General features: G+C 47.7%; 16 protein-coding genes and 1 pseudogene. 4 read left to right on the top strand and 13 right to left on the bottom strand.

All coding sequences use genetic code 11. The features are described from left to right. Nucleotides 1-28: 28 nt before the first annotated feature. Nucleotides 29-1,435, bottom strand: a complete 1,407-nt coding sequence (locus tag U2H13_RS04955; RefSeq protein ID WP_159353954.1) for a SpoVR family protein — start codon at nucleotides 1,433-1,435, stop codon at nucleotides 29-31. Nucleotides 1,436-1,539: 104 nt separating this feature from the next. Between U2H13_RS04955 and U2H13_RS04950 the strand changes: the two are divergent. The 3 genes and pseudogenes from U2H13_RS04950 to U2H13_RS04940 all read left to right on the top strand — a co-directional run. Next, nucleotides 1,540-3,119: pseudogene (locus U2H13_RS04950) on the top strand (mechanosensitive ion channel); the annotation flags it as partial. Nucleotides 3,120-3,252: 133 nt separating this feature from the next. Then, the gene (gene nsrR / locus U2H13_RS04945) at nucleotides 3,253-3,687 is read left to right on the top strand and encodes a nitric oxide-sensing transcriptional repressor NsrR (RefSeq protein WP_007610306.1); all 435 of its coding nucleotides are present in this window, start codon (nucleotides 3,253-3,255) and stop codon (nucleotides 3,685-3,687) included. Between the two features lie 178 nt (nucleotides 3,688-3,865). Then, nucleotides 3,866-5,320, top strand: a complete 1,455-nt coding sequence (locus U2H13_RS04940; RefSeq protein ID WP_014417290.1) for a LysM peptidoglycan-binding domain-containing protein — start codon at nucleotides 3,866-3,868, stop codon at nucleotides 5,318-5,320. Nucleotides 5,321-5,364: 44 nt separating this feature from the next. On the opposite strand, the gene U2H13_RS04935 is transcribed toward U2H13_RS04940, so the two are convergent. Beyond that, the gene (locus U2H13_RS04935; RefSeq protein WP_003155332.1) at nucleotides 5,365-5,688 is read right to left on the bottom strand and encodes a DUF3889 domain-containing protein; all 324 of its coding nucleotides are present in this window, start codon (nucleotides 5,686-5,688) and stop codon (nucleotides 5,365-5,367) included. Between the two features lie 191 nt (nucleotides 5,689-5,879). Here U2H13_RS04935 and U2H13_RS04930 point away from each other — a divergent pair, with 191 nt between their 5' ends. Beyond that, the gene (locus tag U2H13_RS04930; RefSeq protein ID WP_003155335.1) at nucleotides 5,880-6,122 is read left to right on the top strand and encodes a YhdB family protein; all 243 of its coding nucleotides are present in this window, start codon (nucleotides 5,880-5,882) and stop codon (nucleotides 6,120-6,122) included. 13 nt (nucleotides 6,123-6,135) lie between these two features. Here U2H13_RS04930 and U2H13_RS04925 read toward each other — a convergent pair whose 3' ends face one another. From U2H13_RS04925 to U2H13_RS04875, 11 genes are all read right to left on the bottom strand, one after another. Then, nucleotides 6,136-6,660, bottom strand: coding sequence for an NADPH-dependent FMN reductase (locus U2H13_RS04925; RefSeq protein ID WP_109566813.1), 525 nt, complete (start codon nucleotides 6,658-6,660; stop codon nucleotides 6,136-6,138). Beyond that, nucleotides 6,657-7,304 carry a response regulator transcription factor gene (locus U2H13_RS04920; protein ID WP_103527031.1) on the bottom strand — a complete coding sequence of 216 codons (648 nt, stop codon included), beginning with the start codon at nucleotides 7,302-7,304 and terminating at the stop codon, nucleotides 6,657-6,659. The genes U2H13_RS04925 and U2H13_RS04920 overlap by 4 nt, the downstream gene beginning before the upstream one ends. Further along, nucleotides 7,304-8,440 carry a GAF domain-containing sensor histidine kinase gene (locus U2H13_RS04915; RefSeq protein ID WP_029973220.1) on the bottom strand — a complete coding sequence of 379 codons (1,137 nt, stop codon included), beginning with the start codon at nucleotides 8,438-8,440 and terminating at the stop codon, nucleotides 7,304-7,306. Before U2H13_RS04915 ends, U2H13_RS04920 begins: the two co-directional genes overlap by 1 nt. Before the next feature lie 145 nt (nucleotides 8,441-8,585). Then, on the bottom strand, nucleotides 8,586-10,328 hold the full coding sequence (locus tag U2H13_RS04910; RefSeq protein ID WP_029973221.1) for a phospho-sugar mutase: 1,743 nt from the start codon (nucleotides 10,326-10,328) through the stop codon (nucleotides 8,586-8,588). Nucleotides 10,329-10,467: 139 nt separating this feature from the next. Next, nucleotides 10,468-12,135: a glycerol-3-phosphate dehydrogenase gene (gene glpD / locus U2H13_RS04905; RefSeq protein ID WP_014417285.1), complete on the bottom strand. Its 1,668-nt coding sequence runs from the start codon at nucleotides 12,133-12,135 to the stop codon at nucleotides 10,468-10,470. A 138-nt stretch (nucleotides 12,136-12,273) separates the two neighbouring features. After that, entirely contained in the window at nucleotides 12,274-13,764 is a 1,491-nt protein-coding gene (glpK, locus tag U2H13_RS04900; RefSeq protein ID WP_095060939.1) for a glycerol kinase GlpK, read from the bottom strand. 16 nt (nucleotides 13,765-13,780) lie between these two features. Continuing rightward, entirely contained in the window at nucleotides 13,781-14,608 is an 828-nt protein-coding gene (locus U2H13_RS04895; RefSeq protein ID WP_021494903.1) for an MIP/aquaporin family protein, read from the bottom strand. 172 nt (nucleotides 14,609-14,780) lie between these two features. Beyond that, nucleotides 14,781-15,356, bottom strand: a complete 576-nt coding sequence (locus U2H13_RS04890) for a glycerol-3-phosphate responsive antiterminator (RefSeq protein ID WP_007610287.1) — start codon at nucleotides 15,354-15,356, stop codon at nucleotides 14,781-14,783. 16 nt (nucleotides 15,357-15,372) lie between these two features. Beyond that, nucleotides 15,373-16,725: an aspartate aminotransferase family protein gene (locus U2H13_RS04885; protein WP_061861304.1), complete on the bottom strand. Its 1,353-nt coding sequence runs from the start codon at nucleotides 16,723-16,725 to the stop codon at nucleotides 15,373-15,375. Nucleotides 16,726-16,967: 242 nt separating this feature from the next. Next, nucleotides 16,968-18,506, bottom strand: a complete 1,539-nt coding sequence (locus U2H13_RS04880) for a bifunctional GNAT family N-acetyltransferase/carbon-nitrogen hydrolase family protein (RefSeq protein WP_007408451.1) — start codon at nucleotides 18,504-18,506, stop codon at nucleotides 16,968-16,970. Next, nucleotides 18,499-19,188: an HAD family hydrolase gene (locus U2H13_RS04875; protein ID WP_003155347.1), complete on the bottom strand. Its 690-nt coding sequence runs from the start codon at nucleotides 19,186-19,188 to the stop codon at nucleotides 18,499-18,501. The genes U2H13_RS04880 and U2H13_RS04875 overlap by 8 nt, the downstream gene beginning before the upstream one ends. Nucleotides 19,189-19,245: the final 57 nt, after the last annotated feature.

The raw sequence follows: 19,245 nt of genomic DNA, 5'->3' as shown, positions 1-19,245 counted from the left end.
CGGGGAAACTCCCGCATCCTTTCTTCTTTTACAGATATCTCCGGTGCACTCCTTTGCCGTCATAAGAAAACATCACTTCTCTGTCTTCAAGAACAGATTCGATGTGCACGCTCCTGCCCCACAGCTGGTACAGATACGGCAGCACTTTCTCCAAATATTTCAGATCAAGCTCAATTCCCTCATACCAATGTTTAATATAAAGCTCATTATTCTTCAGGTAATCCCCGTCATTGACGGTCAGATAAGGAAATCCCCCGTTGACCCGCATGTTCACGAGCTGGTCGCGCACGGCCTTCCATTCTTTGTCGATCACTTTATAGTCCCTGCCCTGCTTTTGGAATAAATACAAATCCTCACGCATCACGAGATCTTTCGTCAAATAATTGCGGATAAATGATATATCCGATTCAATTTCCCTGACCTCAAACATTTTCTCGCGGCCGGAACCGGGCTTTACTCCTGTTTTTTTCATTTCATCTGTCGGGTTGTCATAACGCTCTTCGATGTCTTCAAAAATTTTCAGCCCTAAATAATACGGGTTGATTCCCGTTTTTGACGGCTGAACGACGCCTGCGTTCAGCTTCGCAAATTCGATGGCTTCATCTGAAGTCAGGTCAAGCTCGCGGATAATCCGCTGATGCCAATAAGATGCCCAGCCTTCGTTCATGATTTTCGTTTCCAGCTGCGGCCAGAAATACAGCATTTCTTCTCTCATCATGGTTAAAATGTCACGCTGCCACGGTTCAAGCTCCCGCGAATGTTCTTCGATAAACAGCAGAATATCTTTTTCCGGCCGGGGCGGAAACGGTTTTTTCCCTTTTTTCTTTTTCACCTGCTTCGGCTTATCCATTCCCCATAAATCATCGTAAGGCGATGGCGCGGTTTCTTCTTCGTCCTCCTCTTCGTCATCCACGCTCCACAGCAGCTTCGGCCTGACGAGCGACGGATCGATATGCTCCTGAATCGCCAGAATGGCATCTAAAAAGGACTCCACCTCTTTTATCCCGTGCATTCTTTCATAATGCTTAATCCGCTCCGCCGCAGCCGCCATACTCTCAACCATGTCCCGATTCGTATTTTGAAAGCGGCAGTTATTTTTGAAAAAATCACAATGGGCAAGAACATGGGCTACAATTAATTTATTTTGGATCAGCGAATTGCTGTCCAGCAAAAAAGCGTAGCAAGGGTTGGAATTAATGACAAGTTCATAAATTTTGCTCAAACCGAGATCATAATGGAGTTTCATCTTGTGAAATTGTTTGCCGAAACTCCAATGGCTGAATCTCGTCGGCATGCCGTACGCTCCGAATGTATAAATAATTTCAGCCGGGCAAATTTCATATCTCATCGGGTAGAAATCAAGGCCGAAACCCTTGGCAATGTCGGTTATTTCCTCAATTGCCCGCTGTAAACCTTTTGTCTCCTCCGCGTTCAACCGAATCCCCCCTACTTGGACTTATTTATAATGTATGACCCCTCCTCTCAAAAGATGAAATAACAGACCGGTTTCCGGCTGAAAACTTTCGGCACATCCGCCCCGTTTGCTTTATATGTAAGTGGGTAAAACACACACCATACCCCAAAAAGAAAAGGAGCGATTCTACTTGAATACAGCAGACATGCTTACGACGTATCTCAGCAAACTCCCGAATCTGATCATTGCACTGCTCGTCCTGCTTATCGGCTGGGGCATTGCCAAAATCATTGAAAAAGCCGTATACAAAGGCCTGCAAAAAACAAAAATCGACGACAGGCTGTTCGCCGAAAAAAAGCCGGCGCGCTATTCCTCAGAAAAAGTCATCAGTAAAGTCATTTATTTTATCGCATTAATCATCGTTTTTATTCTATTCTTTAACATTCTGCATCTGACAACCGTGGCTTCGCCTTTTGTCAGCATGCTGTCAGCGATAACGGCGGCTGTGCCGAGCATTTTAAAAGCCGGCCTGATTCTGCTGTTGGGCTGGGCGGCCGCTTCGCTTTTCAGCTATCTCGTCAAAAAAGCGGGCATGAAACTTGCTGAAAACGGCCGGCTCAGAAAATGGACAATGGTGTCTGAAGAAGCGGAGATGAGCAGATCCGTTACGGCCGCTTCACGAATCGTTTTTTACTTCGTCTTGCTCTTGTTCCTGCCCGGCGTCTTGGCCGCTCTCCAAATCAGCGGAGTATCAGGGCCGTTTACAAATATGATCCAAAGCGTTTTGTCCTTTATACCGAAATTATTCGCCGCGGCGCTGATTGTTTTAATCGGCTGGCTTGTTGCCCGTCTCGTCCGTGATATCGTCACAAACTTTCTGGCGAGTATCGGCACGGAAAGGCTTGCCGCACGTATGGGGCTTTCTATTTATCTGAAGGATACAAGCCTGTCGGCAATCATCGGAACGATTGTCTACGTGCTGATTTTCATTCCGGTGATCATCTCTGCGCTTGACCGGCTTGATGTGGCGGGTATTTCTGAACCGGCGTCAGCCATGCTGCACACGGTCTTCACAATGCTCCCTAGTATCATCATCGGTATTGTGCTGATCATCGCCGGCATCTGGATCGGAAAATGGGTCAACAGCATTGTATCCGGGCTCTTGCATCGGGCCGGTTTCGACTCTCTTCTCGGTAAAATGGGCTTTGAACAGGCGGGTACCCTGAAGCTGACGCTTTCTCAGACGGTCGGCATGATTGTTCAGATCATCATCGTCCTGCTCTTTACCGCAGAGGCGCTGCAGCTTGTCCATCTCGAATTTCTCGTCGTTATCGCAACAGGTATTATCGCTTACCTGCCTAATGTTCTGGCCGCTGTATTTATTCTCGGAATCGGGCTTTTGGCCGGACAGCTCGTCAGCAGGCTGCTTGCCGGCATGCTGAGCGGAAAGGAATTCAGATTCCTGGCGCCGCTTGCGAAATATACCATTATCACTCTTTCAATCTTTATGGCGCTGGATCAGCTCGGTGTCGCCGACACGATCGTAAATGCCGCGTTTATTCTGATTCTGGGCGGTTTCGCGCTTGCCTTCGGACTTTCATTCGGTCTCGGCGGAAAAGAATTCGCCTCCCGTTATCTCGCAAAATTGGATCGCAAAATTGAAAAACATCAATCGGCTGACGATCGTAATCCGCCGATGTCTTAACGAGAAAAACGTGTGCTCAGAGGGAGCGCACGTTTTTTTTTTGAGTTAAAGGGGCAAATTCCTTTTTTTTCATTTTAGATTCATATATGATAGACTGTAACAGAAGCAAAATCTCTTTTTTCGAGGTCATTCTATGAAATTAACGAACTATACTGATTATTCTTTACGCGTTTTGATTTTTTTGGCTTCCAGACATTCCGACGAACTTTCCAACATAAAAGAAATCGCAGATACTTATTCCATCTCTAAAAACCACCTCATGAAAGTCATTTACCGCCTCGGACAGCTCGGATATGTCGAAACGATCCGGGGCCGGGGAGGCGGAATCCGATTAGGAATGACACCGGAAGACATAAACATTGGAGAAGTCGTTCGAAATACAGAAGACGACTTTAACATCGTAGAATGCTTTGACTCCAAAAAAAATCTCTGTATCATATCTCCCGCCTGCAACTTAAAGAACCTTCTGAATGAAGCCCTGCAAGCTTACCTGGCCGTTTTAGACAAATATACGTTAAGGGATCTGGTCAAAAACAAAGAGGAGATTATGAGACTGCTCAGAAGCTGAAGGAATGTCCGCATTCCTTCTTTTTTTATGCCGGCATAAGAAAAAAGGACTATTTCTATTAATATGATAAACGATTGCAGACAAGTGCCGATATAAAGATTATCATTACTGATATCCTCACCTTGCGGCTGCAACGAATGGGGATAGAAAAATTATCGCAGGAAAAGGGAGATTCACTATGAAAAAAAAGGTAGCGGTCGGTTTGACTGCATCTGCGATCGTCGGGTCTGCGTTAGCTGTAACACCGGCAGAAGCACAAACGATTAAGGTTAAAAGCGGAGATTCATTATGGAAGCTTGCCCAAAACTACAATACAAGCGTGGATGCCATTACATCAGCGAATCATCTAAAATCCACCGTTCTTTCTATCGGGCAGACGCTCAACATTCCTAACGGCAAATCAGATTCCGGCAGCAAAAAGCCATCTTCAAAGAACAGCGGCACGACTAAAAGCGTTTATACAGTGAAAAGCGGAGACTCGCTGTGGCTGATCGCATCTGATTTTAAAATGTCCGTACAGGAACTGAAAAAATTGAACGGTCTGACAAGCGACTTAATCCGCGCCGGACAGAAGCTGCAAGTGACGGGGAAAGTTTCCTCAAGCACCGATCAGAAAAAAACCGCTCCTGGCAGCAGCTCAAACAGCAGCAAAAATCAGTCATCATCTTCCGGGACGTATAAAGTCAAACTCGGTGATTCCCTATGGAAGATCGCAAACAGCGTCAATATGACCATTGCGGAACTCAAAGTATTAAACAACTTAAAAACGGATACGATCTACGTAAACCAAGTCCTGAAAACAAAAGGAACGTCTTCTTCGGGAAACACGCCGTCAAAAGACAATTCAAACCAAAATAAAAACCAGACGCAAACGTCCTCTTATACAGTAAAAAGCGGAGACTCACTCTGGAAAATCGCAAACGCATACAATATGACGGTTCAGCAAATCAGAAGCATCAACAAACTGACGTCAGACATGCTGCGGGTCGGACAAGTGCTTAAGCTGACCAAAACGTCATCTTCCGGCTCTTCGACTTCACCGTCAACTCCGAACCAGTCCGGAGATACAGGGAAAACCACTACATATACCGTGAAAAGCGGGGATTCTTTATGGGTGATCGCCCAAAAGTTCAATGTGACCGCCCAGCAGATCCGCGAGAAAAACAATCTGAAAACAGATGTTCTTCAAATCGGACAAAAGCTGACGATTACCGGGCAGCAGACAAACACAACACCGAATCAGTCCGGCAACACAGGCGGCACAGGTTCAACAAGCGCGAAGATTAATGTAATGATCGATGCCGCAAAAGCTCAGCTGGGCGTACCGTATGTATGGGGCGGGACAACGCCGAGAGGCTTTGACTGCAGCGGTTTCATTTATTACGTTCTCAATAAGGTCACTTCTGTATCCAGACTTTCAGCCGCAGGCTACTGGAATACGATGACATCAGTCAGCCAGCCGGCGGTCGGTGACTTTGTCTTTTTCTCAACTTATAAAGCCGGACCTTCCCACGTCGGTATTTATCTCGGGAACGGCCAGTTTATTAATGCCAACGATTCGGGTGTCGTTATTTCCAGCATGAACAATTCCTATTGGAAACAGCGCTACCTCGGCGCAAAACGCTTCTTCTGATATCTGACAAGCTGTACGGCCTCAATTAGGCTGTGCAGCTTTTTTTACAGTCTGAAAATATTAATGCTGATCACATGTTTTGTTACGGGATGGAAATACACTTCAGCACGGGATGAAAACGTTTCTTTTGCTGTTTGCACCGTTACGCGAAACACATCTTTCGTCTGTTCCCGGTTCACTTTTGTACGGCCCATGTACGAATAATCGGTAAGCTCGGCCCCCTTGTATTCACGTTCAAGCTGGTTCCATGCGAGCTGCTCCCATTTTTCAACTGATGGATCGAGGTGTTCTGTATGCCCTTTTTCAGCGATCGAGGCAATGAGAATGCCGCAAAACAAGAGGGCAAGCGCAAATGGAAGGGATTTCATCTTTATGTTCTCCTGAGTCGTTTTTTGTCAATCTTAGCGTGTCCAAAGAAGAGACGGATATGCGGTTTTATTTTATGTCTCCCTCATATTGCTATGCCGCAGTGATAAGGACACCAACTTTTCCCCCGTTGCATCCGGGCTTCGACGGCATAAACTAACGGAGAACTTCTCATTGAAAGGAGAAGCGTTAGATGGATCATGCCGATTATGACAAAGCCTTGTATTACACACACCGTTCTCAATGGGACAATTTGTTAATATTGATGGTTCGTACAAAAGATGATTTATTATCAAAGCGTATTGAGCACTTTCTGCACGCGTATCATTTCGAATATGATCATGCGGTGCTTGAAAAAGAGCTGTATTCTCTTCTCGGGTATATTGATCATGCGACAGAGCTCGCTTATGAAGATCAATTAGCCATGCTGACATAAAACAATCCCGGCGTCAGACGCCGGGATTTCTTGTGTTTGTGAACATATTCAATTCTTCAATCATGTCTTTCAGGCTGACCGCCATATCCTCAGATACGGTCCGGCGATCCATGTCGATGTGAATCGGGTCTAAGACCAGCTGTTTCGGGATGACATTTGCATAGACGCCCCGCATGACCGTCCGCATATTCGCCAGCGCGTTCATGCCTCCTTTTCCTCCGCCCGCCGCGGCAATGATTGCCACCGGTTTGTATGCCCAGTGATCGCTGCTTAAAAAATCGATGGCGTTTTTTAAAGCGCCGCTCATGCCGCTGTGATACTCGGGAGATAATAAGACGACGGCCGCCGACTTTTTCACCTGCCGCCTTAACTCTTGCACTGAAGGCAGCTCGTTCTGTTCTTCTTCACCGTTATAAAGCGGCAGTTCACTTTCGCTCAAATCAATAAAATCGGTATGAAACCGATCTCTGATATAAGAAGCGGCAATTCTAGTCCGCCCGTTTTTTCTCGGTGTTCCGCTGATCACTAATATGCTCATAATTTTACCGCCTTTCCAAAAACATTATATTTTACCGCATACAATGCCGCCTGCGTCCGATCGGAAAGATTCAGCTTTGAGAGCAGGTTAGATACGTGGGTCTTCACTGTTTTTTCGGAAATACACAGTGCCGCCGCAATTTCCTTATTGCTTTTCCCTTTGGCTATTTCTTGAAGAACATCTTTTTCACGGGGGGTCAGCTGATAATATTTTTCCTTATCCTGATCATCCTGAACCATATGGGTCAGCACGTGAGGCACAATATTCGCCGACAGCCGGTAACGTCCGGAATACACTTCCCGGAGCGTTTTTACTAAATCATCGGGCTGGGCGTCTTTCAGCTGATACGCTTTTGCGCCGGCTTTAAGGGCGGGAATGACATGCTCCTGATCAGAATAGCTCGTCAAAATGACGATACTGATGTCCGGAAATCGTTCAGCCGCAATTTTTGCCGCTTCTATGCCGTCCATATCAGGCATTGATAAATCCATCAGAATGATGTCCGGCTCCGTCTTTTCAGCTTGCTGAAGCGCTTCAGCACCGGTGGATGCCTCACCGACAACTTCAATGTCTTCCTGAGTGGCGAAGAAATAGCGCAGTCCTTTGCGGACAACGTGATGATCATCAGCAATCACAATTTTCATCAATCAGACCTCCTATCCCGAAACGGAAGCCGAACTGAGACAATCGTTCCGGCGCCAAGCTCGGATTGCAGTGTAAAGCGGCCTCCGATCGCTTCAGCCCGCGCTTTCATGCCGGCCACGCCGAGCGATGGGAGCACAGCATGCACATCAGCGCTGAAGCCCGCTCCACGGTCGCTGATGTGAAGCTCAGCGCAATCCGGCTTTTTAACGGCGGAAATGATAACCCGGTCCGTTCCCGCATGCTTTTTACAGTTATTCAAGGCTTCCTGGGCGATCCGCCAAAGCGCGTGTTCCTGTTCATCTGTAAGCTCCAGCTCATCCTCCATTTCACAAACGGCTTCCAGGCCGATGAGAGCGGCATAGCTTTTGATCGACGCATACAGCCCTTTCGTCAAACTTTCCGGCTTCAGCTGCCAAATAAGCGCCCTCATTTCTGTTAGCGCATCCTGAGACAGCTCTTGAATAAACATAATCATCTGCCGGAGCCGATCATCATCTGTAAAGCTCTTTGCGGCTTTTGCCGTTAAGCTGACAGAAAACAGCATCTGATTGACGGAATCATGCAGCTCTTGCGCAAGTCTGCTTCGTTCCATCAACAGGGCGTTCTGCTGCTCAAATTCGGCCAATTTCATCCGCTGGATCGCCGTTCCGATTTGAAATGCAACCGCTTCAAGCAGATGCAGTTCTTCTTCGTTGAAAAATGTCTTTTTACTTGCGGCGACGTTTAATAAACCGAACTTCCGGCCGCCGTCCTCAAGCGGTACGGTCGCATGATGGGTAATGCCCTCCGTATCGCGGCAGTTCGTCGTCTGTTCCGCAAATTCAATCCGTTTACAATTCATTATGTTTACGGCTTTTGTCAATCCGCCATTGCTGAATTTGGTCAGACAATAGCATTCCCCGCTGCACATGAGTGCATTTTCCCGCTGACCGAGAGCCGGCGGTAAATAAGCGGATGCGGCGAGCGTATAAGATCCGTCCGGCTCAATCAGAAAAATCCACCCTGTCTGCAGCCCGGTCAAGCTGAGCAGTTCGCGGAGCACTTTATCAAGCGCTTCCTTTAAATCGTGGCTTTGGTTTAAGGTTTCCGCAATCGCTTTTAACGTTTTTAACGTTTCTACCGTCGTTTTCGTCAATTTCCCTCACTCCGGCCAATCAGAATTATCCATATTATATCAATTCTTTTCTGTATATTCCTTTGTTTTCAGCATGAATTTTCCTCATACTTTCGGATGAGGCGTATAAAAAAACCGCCGGATGTCGCTTCCGGCGGTTTGTTGTTTATTTCGTTTTTTCCACTATGCCATCCACCGTTTTCATGACGGCTTCAGATAATGCGGCAAGACGCTGTTCGCTGTCTTGTAAAGAAGTTCCCTTCACGGCGAAATAGAACTTCACTTTCGGCTCCGTTCCCGATGGACGAAGGCAGAACCAAGAGCCGTCTTCAAGGAAATATTTCAGGACATTTGACTTCGGAAGATCAATATCTTCTTCACGATGATCGGCAAATACAGTCCGTTTTCCCGTTGAATAGTCTTCAGCCTGCGTGATTTGTTTTCCGGCCATCTGCTTCGGCGGATCGTTTCGGAATGAAGTCAGGATAGCGGAAATCTGCTCTGCTCCCTGTTTTCCTTTTAACGTCAATGACTTCAAGCCTTCACGGTAATAACCGTATTCTTTAAAAATGGACAGCAGCGCGTCATAAAGCGACATGCCCTGCTTTTTATAAAAGGCGCATACCTCGACGGCTAACAGCGCAGCCTGGATCGCGTCTTTGTCACGCGCGAAATCGCCGATTAAGTAGCCGTAGCTTTCTTCATACCCGAACTGGAACGTGTATTGGCCTGATTTTTCATATTCTTTGATCTTTTCACCGATAAATTTGAAGCCTGTCAGCGTGTCAATCGTATCTAACCCGAACGATGAAGCGACGGCGCGGCCCAATTCGCTCGTGACAATCGTTTTCATGACGACACCGTTTTCAGGAAGGGTGCCCTGTTTTTTCTTCTCGGAAAGCAGGTAATGCAATAAAAGCGCGCCTGTCTGGTTTCCCGTCAGCACTGTGTACTTGCCTTCGCTGTTTTTTACGGCAATGCCGAGACGGTCGGCATCCGGGTCCGTAGCGACGAGAATATCGGCATTTTGTTCTTCTCCGAGTTTAATGGCATATTCGAATGCCGCGTGCTCTTCCGGATTCGGCGATTTGACGGTTGAAAAATCCGGGTCCGGCAGCTCTTGCTCCTTTACGACGGTGACGTTTTTGTAACCGAGTGCTTCAAGACCGCGGCGCACCGGTTTATTTGCCGTGCCGTGCAGCGGAGTGAACACGACGCTGACATCCACTTCATCCGAAAGCTCGGGATGTACGGAGATGGAAGTCAGTTTTTCAGTATACGGTTTATCAATTTCTTCACCGATTATTTTAATCAAACCTTTTTCTTTCAGCGACTGTTCATCTTCAACTTGAATCGTTAATTCATTTTCTATGGCATTCACTTCCGCAATGACGATGTCCGCTTCTTTCGGCGGCAGCTGTGCGCCGTCATCGCCATACACTTTATATCCGTTATATTCAGGCGGGTTATGGCTGGCCGTCACGACGATACCGGCATAAGCGTTCAGCTTTCTCACCGCAAAAGACAGCTCAGGCGTCGGGCGGAGCTCATCAAATACGTATGTTTGAATGCCTTGGGAAGCAAGGGTTTTTGCAGCTTCCATCGCAAACTCAGGAGATTTATGACGGGAGTCGTATGCGATCGCAACCCCTCTTTTTTTCGCGTCTTCTCCCTGTTTTTCGATATACGCCGCAAGTCCGGCAGATGCTTTGCGGACCGTGTAAATATTCATCCTGTTCGTACCCGGCCCGATTTCTCCTCTCATGCCTCCTGTTCCGAACTCAAGATTTTTGTAGAAAAAATCTTCCAGCAGCTGCTCGTTTCCTTCTGCGTCCGCCAATAATTTTTTCAATTCTGAATCTAATTGTTCGGCCTGATTCCAGCGTTCGTAGCTCTTACTCCAACTCATGTTCGTCCTCCTATAATTTCAGCTTATGACCATATTTTAATATGAATCGGCTGCCCGTGTCACTTGATAACCTAACCAAATGCTTTATGTAAGAAGATAAAAGAAGGGCTCATGCCTTTTCGGCACAGCCCTCCGGTTATTATTGTTCGAGCGGAACAACCGCGTCGTGCAGCAGCGTATTTAACCACTCAGTGTGTTTTTCTTTCGTTGCGTCATTCCATTGGAATCGGTCGCTCATGTAATCAATCACGGCCGTTTTATACGTTTGCACCCATTTGATGTCGAAGAACAGTCTTCCCGTTCTGCGGACGAAGAAATCGGCAGGTGTCGCAGCCATTTCTTCTTCGATGCTGTAAGCCGCTTCAGCCAGAATGTGAACCGGAATCTGGCGTTTTTCCGCTTCGTCTTTCAGACCTTCAATCCGGCTGAATACATTTTCAACGTTAGAGCCGTATCTGATGGCTAACTGCTTAGCGGTTTCCTGTGATAAACCGATTTTCAAGCCGTCTTTTGTCTTTGCTTCCACAAATGACTCGAAGTTTTTAGAGCCGCCGACATGTCCGCCGGAAATCGGCATCGTCTTCGTCTTGCAGCCGCCGAAGTCCTGGCCGCCCTCTTCTTTCAAGCGGTCGCGGACAAGATCGACAATGTGCTCAGCCATTTTACGGTAGCCCGTCAGTTTTCCTCCGGCGATCGTAATCAGGCCTGATTGAGATGTCCAGATTTCATCTTTACGGGAGATCTCAGACGGGTCTTTCCCTTCTTCGTGAATAAGCGGTCTGAGGCCGGCCCAGCTTGATTCAATATCGTCCGCCGTAATGTTCAGTTCCGGGAACATATAATTGATGGAGCTGACGACATAATCGCGATCCTGCACCGTCATGCGCGGATGCTCAAGTTTTTGTTTGTAAACCGTATCGGTCGTACCCACGTATGTTTTTCCTTCACGCGGAATGGCGAACACCATCCGGCCGTCCGGCGTATCAAAGTACACCGCCTGTTTAAGCGGGAATACGGATTGGTCGAATACGAGATGGACCCCTTTTGTGTGCTGAAGATGTTTTCCGCTTTTACTGTGGTCTTTTTCTCTCAGCTCGTCGACCCACGGACCTGTCGCATTGACGATTTTTTTGGCGTAAACTTTGTATTCCTTGCCTGACAGCAGATCTTCAATTAAAACGCCGACAACTTTTCCTTTTTCATAAAGCAGTTCTTTCACTTTAGAGTAGTTGACAGGCTCCGCACCGAATTTAACGGCTTCTTTCATGACTTCAATCGTCAGTCTCGCATCGTCCGTCCGGTACTCTACATAATAGCCTCCGCCTTTTAAGCCGTCTTTTTTGACGAGCGGCTCTTTTTGCAGCGTTTCTTTAGCAGACAGCATGCTTCTGCGCTCTGATTTTTTTACTCCCGCTAAATAGTCATACACACGCAGGCCGATGGAAGTAGAGAATGAACCGAACGTGCCGCCTTTATGAAACGGCAGCAGCATCCATTCCGGCGTCGTGACGTGCGGGCCGTTTTCGTACACGATGGCACGTTCCTTACCGACTTCTGCAACCATTTTGACTTCAAATTGCTTCAGATAACGCAAACCGCCGTGGACAAGCTTTGTGGATCGGCTTGATGTGCCGGCCGCGAAATCCTGCATTTCGCTCAAAGCGACTTTCATTCCCCTTGAAGCTGCGTCAAGCGCCGTACCGGCACCCGTAATACCTCCGCCTATAATAAACAGATCGTATGTTTTTTTAGTCATGTCTTCCAGCATATGATCCCGTTCCAAACTTGAAAATTGGTGATTCATCATTACGTTTCCTCCTTGTTGTCACGGTATAGAAAAAGAGACCACAACAGCCAAAGCGCATGTCATCACTTTGGTGCTGTGGTCTCTCCTCATCTCAGGACCGTTCCTATTAACTTGTTTTCAGTATACCACATTTTTATCTTATTTAAAAGCCATAGCTGCATTTACTGCTTTTTTCCATCCGCCGTACAATTCATCGCGTTTTTTATCTTCCATTTCCGGTTTGAATTGCTTATCAAGGTTCCATTGATCGGCGATTTCAGTGCTGTCCTTCCAGTATCCGACAGCGATTCCGGCCAAATACGCGGCACCGAGCGCCGTCGTTTCATTAATTTCCGGACGTTCGACCGGCACATCAAGCAAGTCGCTTTGGAACTGCATGAGGAAGTTATTTTTTACCGCTCCGCCGTCTACACGCAATGTTTTTAAAGAGATGCCTGAATCAGCCTCCATGGCATCAAGTACATCTTTCGCCTGATAAGCGAGAGATTCAAGCGTAGCCCGGATAAAATGCTCCTTCGTCGTTCCGCGTGTCAGGCCGAAAACTGAGCCGCGCACGTCACTGTCCCAGTACGGTGTGCCTAATCCGACGAAAGCGGGCACGACATAAACACCGTCAGCGGAATCCACACGCTCTGCGTATGTCTCGCTTTCTTTTGAATCCTGGAACATCCGCATGCCGTCTCTCAGCCATTGGATGGCAGAACCTGCGACAAAGATGCTTCCTTCCAGTGCATACTCGACTTTTCCGTCTAATCCCCAGGCGATTGTCGTCAGAAGGCCGTGATCAGAAGTGATGGCTTTTTCTCCGGTATTCATCAGCATAAAGCAGCCTGTGCCGTATGTGTTTTTCCCCATGCCTTCTTCAAAGCACGCCTGGCCGAACAGCGCTGACTGCTGGTCTCCGGCCGCTCCCGCAATCGGAATGTTTTTACCGAAGAAATGATAATCAACCGTTTTCGCGTACACATGAGAAGACGGTTTCACTTCCGGCAGCATTGATTTCGGCACGCCTAAAATATCAAGCAGCTCGTCATCCCATTTTAATTCATGAATATTAAACATCAGCGTTCTTGAAGCGTTGGAATAATCCGTTACGTGCGCCGCCCCTCCGGACATTTTCCAGATGAGCCATGAATCAATCGTTCCGAACAGAAGATTTCCGTTTTCCGCTTTTTCCCGCGCGCCTTCTACATTGTCAAGAATCCATTTGACTTTCGTTCCTGAGAAATAAGGGTCGATCAAAAGTCCCGTTTTTTCTCTGAATGTATCATTATATCCTTTTTCACGAAGCTCTTCGCAAATGCCGGATGTTTGTCTCGATTGCCACACAATCGCATTGTATACCGGCTTTCCGGTATCTTTATCCCATACGACCGTCGTTTCCCTTTGGTTCGTGATGCCGATGCCGGCAATTTGATCAGCGCTGATTCCGGACTCGGAGATCACAGTCGCGATAACGGCGAGCACCGATCCCCAGATTTCGTTCGCATTGTGCTCCACCCAGCCCGGCTGAGGGAAATGCTGTGTGAATTCCTTTTGAGCGGAATGCACGATTTTTCCTTCTTTATTAAAAAGAATCGCTCTTGAACTTGTTGTGCCTTGGTCAATTGATAAAATATAGGTCTCCATGATGCCGCTCTCCTTTTTAAATATATTCAGAATTTGATAATATTTTCCGTGATTGAGATTTCTTGGTATAAATATAGAGTATGAAAAGCACTACAACCATTATAACGCTTACAAACCAAAAGCTAGGTGTCACATTTCCTTTAAACGCGGCATTGTAAAATACGCCGCCGAACGCACCGCCCATGATCGGACCGACTACGGGAATCCAGGCATATTTCCAATTTGACGGCCCTTTTTTCGGAATCGGCAGAAAGGCGTGAGCGATTCTCGGCCCCAAATCCCGCGCAGGGTTGATCGCATATCCGGTCGTCCCTCCAAGAGAAATCCCGATGGCAACGATGAGGAATCCGACAATCAGCGGGTTCAGCCCTTTTGTAAATTCATTCGCTCCGATTGCCAAAATGCCGAGCACAAGCACAAACGTACCAATGACTTCACTTATCATATTCCCAAATGTATGAGGAATACTCGGGCCGGTCGAGAAAACGCCCAGTTTAGCGGCCGGATCATCCGTCGCCTTCCAATGCGGCAGATAATGAAGGTACACAACAACCGCACCGATCATTGCTCCGATCATCTGCCCCGCAATATAAACAGGGACCTCTTTCCAAGGAAAGCTGCCTTCAAGCGCAAGGCCTATCGTTAAAGCCGGATTCAAGTGGGCGCCGCTGATACTGCCGACGGCATATGCCGCCATGGCTACTCCCAATCCCCAGCCGAATACAATAACAATCCATCCGGATTGGTATGAAAGCGATTTCTTTAAATTGACTCCCGCACAAACGCCGCCGCCGAAAATAACAAGCAGCATTGTACCGATTACTTCTCCCCAAAATGCTGTCATCATCATTCCTCCTAAATGACAAAATAGCAGGTTTGACAGAGTTATAGAGAATAAAAAACCCACAACAAACCGCTTTACGCTTTATTGCTTCCGTAAAGAGCTGTTGTGGGTCTCCGGGTCTCCATCACATAGTATTAACCTAGGTCTATTGTAACAATGGGTGTAAGCGGTGTCAATCTTTTTTTGTCATAGAATGTTCATATTTAGCCCATAGTTCGGTGTCTGAAGTCGTCACGGCTGTGGCTCCTGCCTGCAAGGCGTTTTCAACGTCCTGCTCCGTGCGGATGAAGCCGCCGGCAAAAATCGGAATCCCCGTCATTTCTTTAATTTCTCTGATTAAAGTCGGAACGATGCCCGGGAGAACCTCGATAAAGTCAGGCTTATGCTTTCCGACGAATTCCATGCTTTTCTCCATGGCGCTCGTATCCAAGAGAAACAGACGCTGGATCGCGTATATTTTCTTTTGTTTCGCTTTGACGATGACTGATGATCTCGTCGAAATGATGCCCGCGGGCCGGATATCCTGACAAATAAACTCCGCACCGTATTCGTCATGCTTAATGCCGTGAATTAAATCGACGTGAACCATCAGAAGTTTTCCGTGTTTTTTTGCTTCATTCACGACACCTTTTAATTGACCGAGGTGGATATCTAAAATGACGCCGTATAAGAACGGACTTTCTAAAAATGCATCGAATTGCTTCATGTTCCGGATTGCCGGTAGAATCTGCTGGTTGTGAAAACTCATGTTTTACTCCTTTACATTAAAAATCAATGCTCAGCACGCTTTCCTTGACGGTCGAAATGATGAAAGAGAGCTCCTCGTCCGACAGGCAAAAAGGCGGAGACAGCTGAATGACATTATTATATCCCGCTACAGTATCGCCATTTTTCCCGACAAGCAGGCCTTTTTCTCTGCAGGCGGTGATGACGTGCTGCACAAGGGCGGCATCAGCGGGTTCCTTCGTGACTTTGTCCTTGACGAGCTCAATGCCGGCAAGAAGGCCCTTGCCCCGTACATCTCCGACCGCCGGATGTTCTCTGAGCGGCTCAAGCTCACGGAGCAGCCTTTCTCCAAGCTCACGGGAGCGGGCGATCAGATTTTCGTCCTCCATCAATTGCAGGTTTTTCAAGGCCAGGGCGCAGGCTGCCGGATTGCCTCCGAATGTATTCACGTGCCGGAAGCGGCCGTACGGCTCACCGCCCGAATACGCCTCAAAAATCTCCCGTTTTACTGCCGTTGCCGACAGCGGCAGGTAAGCGCTCGTAATGCCTTTTGCCATTGTGACGATGTCCGGTGAAACGCCGTAATGCTGAAATCCGAACGGCTCTCCCGTGCGGCCGAAACCGCAAATGACTTCATCACTGATCAGAAGCGCGCCGTGGCGGCGGCAAATGTCCTCTACCTTTGCCATATACCCGTCCGGAGGCATCAGTATCCCTCCGCCTGTAATAATCGGTTCCATAATAACGCCGGCAATCGTTTCGCTTAACTCCCACGTCATGATCCGGTCGATGTCATGCGCGCTTTCCAATGTGACGGCATCTCCGGGATTCCGATAAAGATCAGGCGGCGCCGCATGCAAAAACCCTTGTGAGAGCGGCTCATATTTATATTTTCTCTGCGCCTGGCCGGTAGCGGCGAGCGCCCCCATCGTATTGCCGTGATAGCCTCTGTACCGGGAGATGAATTTGAAGCGGCTGTGATCGCCGTTTTCAATGTGGTATTGGCGGGCAATTTTGAACGCGGTTTCATTTGCTTCCGATCCGCTGTTGGAAAAGAAGATCACATAATCGCCGCCGAGCCATTCATTCAGTTTTTCCGCAAGCTCAATCGCGGGTTGATGGCTTTGGGTCAGCGGATAATAAGGAAGCTCCTTCAATTGGCTGTAAGCCGCATCGGCAAGCTCCTTTCTCCCGTATCCGATATTGACGCACCACAGGCCTGACATGCCGTCCAAATACCGTCTGCCGTCAATGTCCGTAACCCAGGCGCCTTCCCCTTTTTGGACGATTATGCTGTCATCCGGCTCCGCCCCTTTCATCGCGTGCCAAATCAGCTCTTTATCCTTTTGTTTGAGTGACTGATTTTTTTGTACATGTTCCACACCGCTCATCTCCCTTTCAATATCATTGCACTGTATCGAAAGCTGCCCGGCTTCTGACGCCGATTCTCTTGGTGAAGTTTTCCTCTTAATAAGAATATAAAGGCGCGGCATGGGCGAGTCAATAAAGCGGCGGCAATTAAAAAAACGCTTTCTCCCAGAAAGCGAAAGAGCTACAAGAGCATATCCCGAAACCGGGGCCGGCGCAAGTGTTTTTATAAAAAAACCCGCCCCTTAAGCGGAGCGGGCGTTTTTTATTTAAGATGCGTAATCCGGTAAATGTCTTTGCGCCGGTCTTTCAGCTGGCGCACGGTTCCGTTTTCACGCTGCCTTCTTAAGATTTCAAGGTCCACGTCCCCGATCACGACCATTTCGATATTCGGATTCGTTTCACCGACGATTCCGTCTCTGGCAAATTCAAAATCCGACGGAGCAAAAATGGCTGACTGCGCGTATTGAATATCCATATTTTCTGTTTGCGGCAGGTTTCCGACCGTACCTGAGATGACGGTGTAAATTTGGTTTTCAACCGCTCTCGCCTGAGAGCAGTACCTTACGCGCAAGTAGCCTTGGCGGTCTTCAGTGCAGAACGGCGTAAAGATAATTTTCGCTCCTTGATCCGCGGCAATTCTCGCAAGCTCCGGAAATTCGATATCGTAACAGATCTGAATGGCGATCTTTCCGCAGTCCGTATCAAATACGCGCACCCTGTCTCCGGCGCTGATGCCCCACCATTTCCGCTCATTCGGCGTAATGTGAAGCTTATATTGTTTTTCAATCGTGCCGTCACGTCTGAATAAGTAGGCGATGTTATAAATTTTCCCCTCTTCTTCAACGAAGTGGGAGCCGCCGATGATGTTGACATTATATTTCACCGCGAGATCTGTAAAGAGGCTGATATAGTCCTCGGTATATTCGGTAATCCTCTGAATGGCCAGACTCGGAGAACGCTCCTCGAGAAATGACATGAGCTGCGTCGTGAAAATCTCCGGGAACACCGCGAAATCAGATCTCGCATCGGAAGCCACATCGACATAATATTCAACCTGATTGGCAAATTCCTCGAAGGAGTAAATCTTTTTCATTTCATATTGAATGACGCAAATGCGCACCGGAAATGCCGATTTGTAATAGCGCTTCGACTGCGGCAAGTAATCGACATTGTTCCATTGCATTAATGTCGCATATTTAATGGACGCGGTGTCATCCGGGAGATAATTCGGATTGATCCGCATGAGCGTAAATCCGTTCATCAGCTGGAAAGAAAGCACCGGATCATAAATCTGATGGCGCGTCACCTGTTCGACATAGGCTCTCGCCGTCATTTCTTCCGCATACTTATGATAATTCGGAATCCGCCCGCCGATAATGATGCTTTTCAGATTCAATCGTCTCGCCAAGTCTTTTCTCGCCTCATACAGCCGGTGTCCGATCTTCATCCGTCTGTATTCCGGGTGAACCATTACCTCAATCCCGTACAGATTCAATCCGTCCGGGTTGTGGTTCGTGATATAACCGTCGTCTGTAATGTCCTGCCACGTGTGGCGGTCATCATATTCATCGAAATTGATGATCAGGCTTGAGCATGAACCGATAATTTCTCCTTCATACTCGGCGCAAAACTGACCTTCCGGAAAGTGCGCGAGATGGCTGATTAAATGCTCAGGCTCCCACGGCTCCATCCCCGGAAAACAATCCTTTTGCAGCTCAATTATTTTGTTGATATCTTTCTCTTCCATATTCCGTATGACCATTTTCTTTTCAAAACGGGTCAGATCAAGTTTCTCAGACAATGCTGCTTCCCCCTGCCGGTTCGTTTTGATCGTTCAATCGCTGTAAGAGTAATTCAAGTTCCATTTCCGCCATCGATTCCAGTCTGTGATCGTATTCTTCAAATAACAGGGCGCTTGTTACCTTATTCGGGACGATGACACATTTCATGCCGGCGCGCTTGGCTGCGATTGAGCCGTTGACCGAATCCTCAAAGGCCAGACATTCAGATGGTTCAACGCCTAAATGTTCCGCAGCTTTCAGATAGAGTTCCGGATTCGGCTTCACTTCTTCTACGTCGTCAGCCGTCTGAATCACTTCAAATTCATCAAACAGGCCTAATTCCTTCAGATGGCCCGACACCCATTTAAAATCTGAGCTGGAAGCGAGCCCCACCTTCAATCCTAATTCTTTTGCCGCGGCTAAATAAGCCTCCACCCCGGGACGCGCCGTTTCCGTCTTCATCCGCTGTTCGAAGCGCCCGCGCCTGATCGCCGTCAGTTCATCATGATCGAGCTTTCTTCCCAGCTGCTCCTCTAAATATGCGAACGGCTTAAACCCCGCGGCCGTTCCGATCACCTTTCCCCAGACGGATAAAGGCAATGTTGAACCGTGTTCTTCAAACATTTCCTGCAGCACTTCATATTCATGGGTTTCTGTATCTAAAATTAACCCGTCAAAATCAAAGATTAATGCTTTTATCAATGGTTACAGCTCCTTTAGCTAAACGTACTGACCTATGTATACACTATACCGTGAATT

It is taken from the genome of Bacillus sp. A1 (assembly GCF_042296235.1).
Classification (GTDB): Bacteria; Bacillota; Bacilli; order Bacillales; family Bacillaceae; genus Bacillus; species Bacillus velezensis.
Note: the sequence above shows the minus strand (reverse complement) of the source record. Positions and strands in the feature narration are given on the sequence as shown.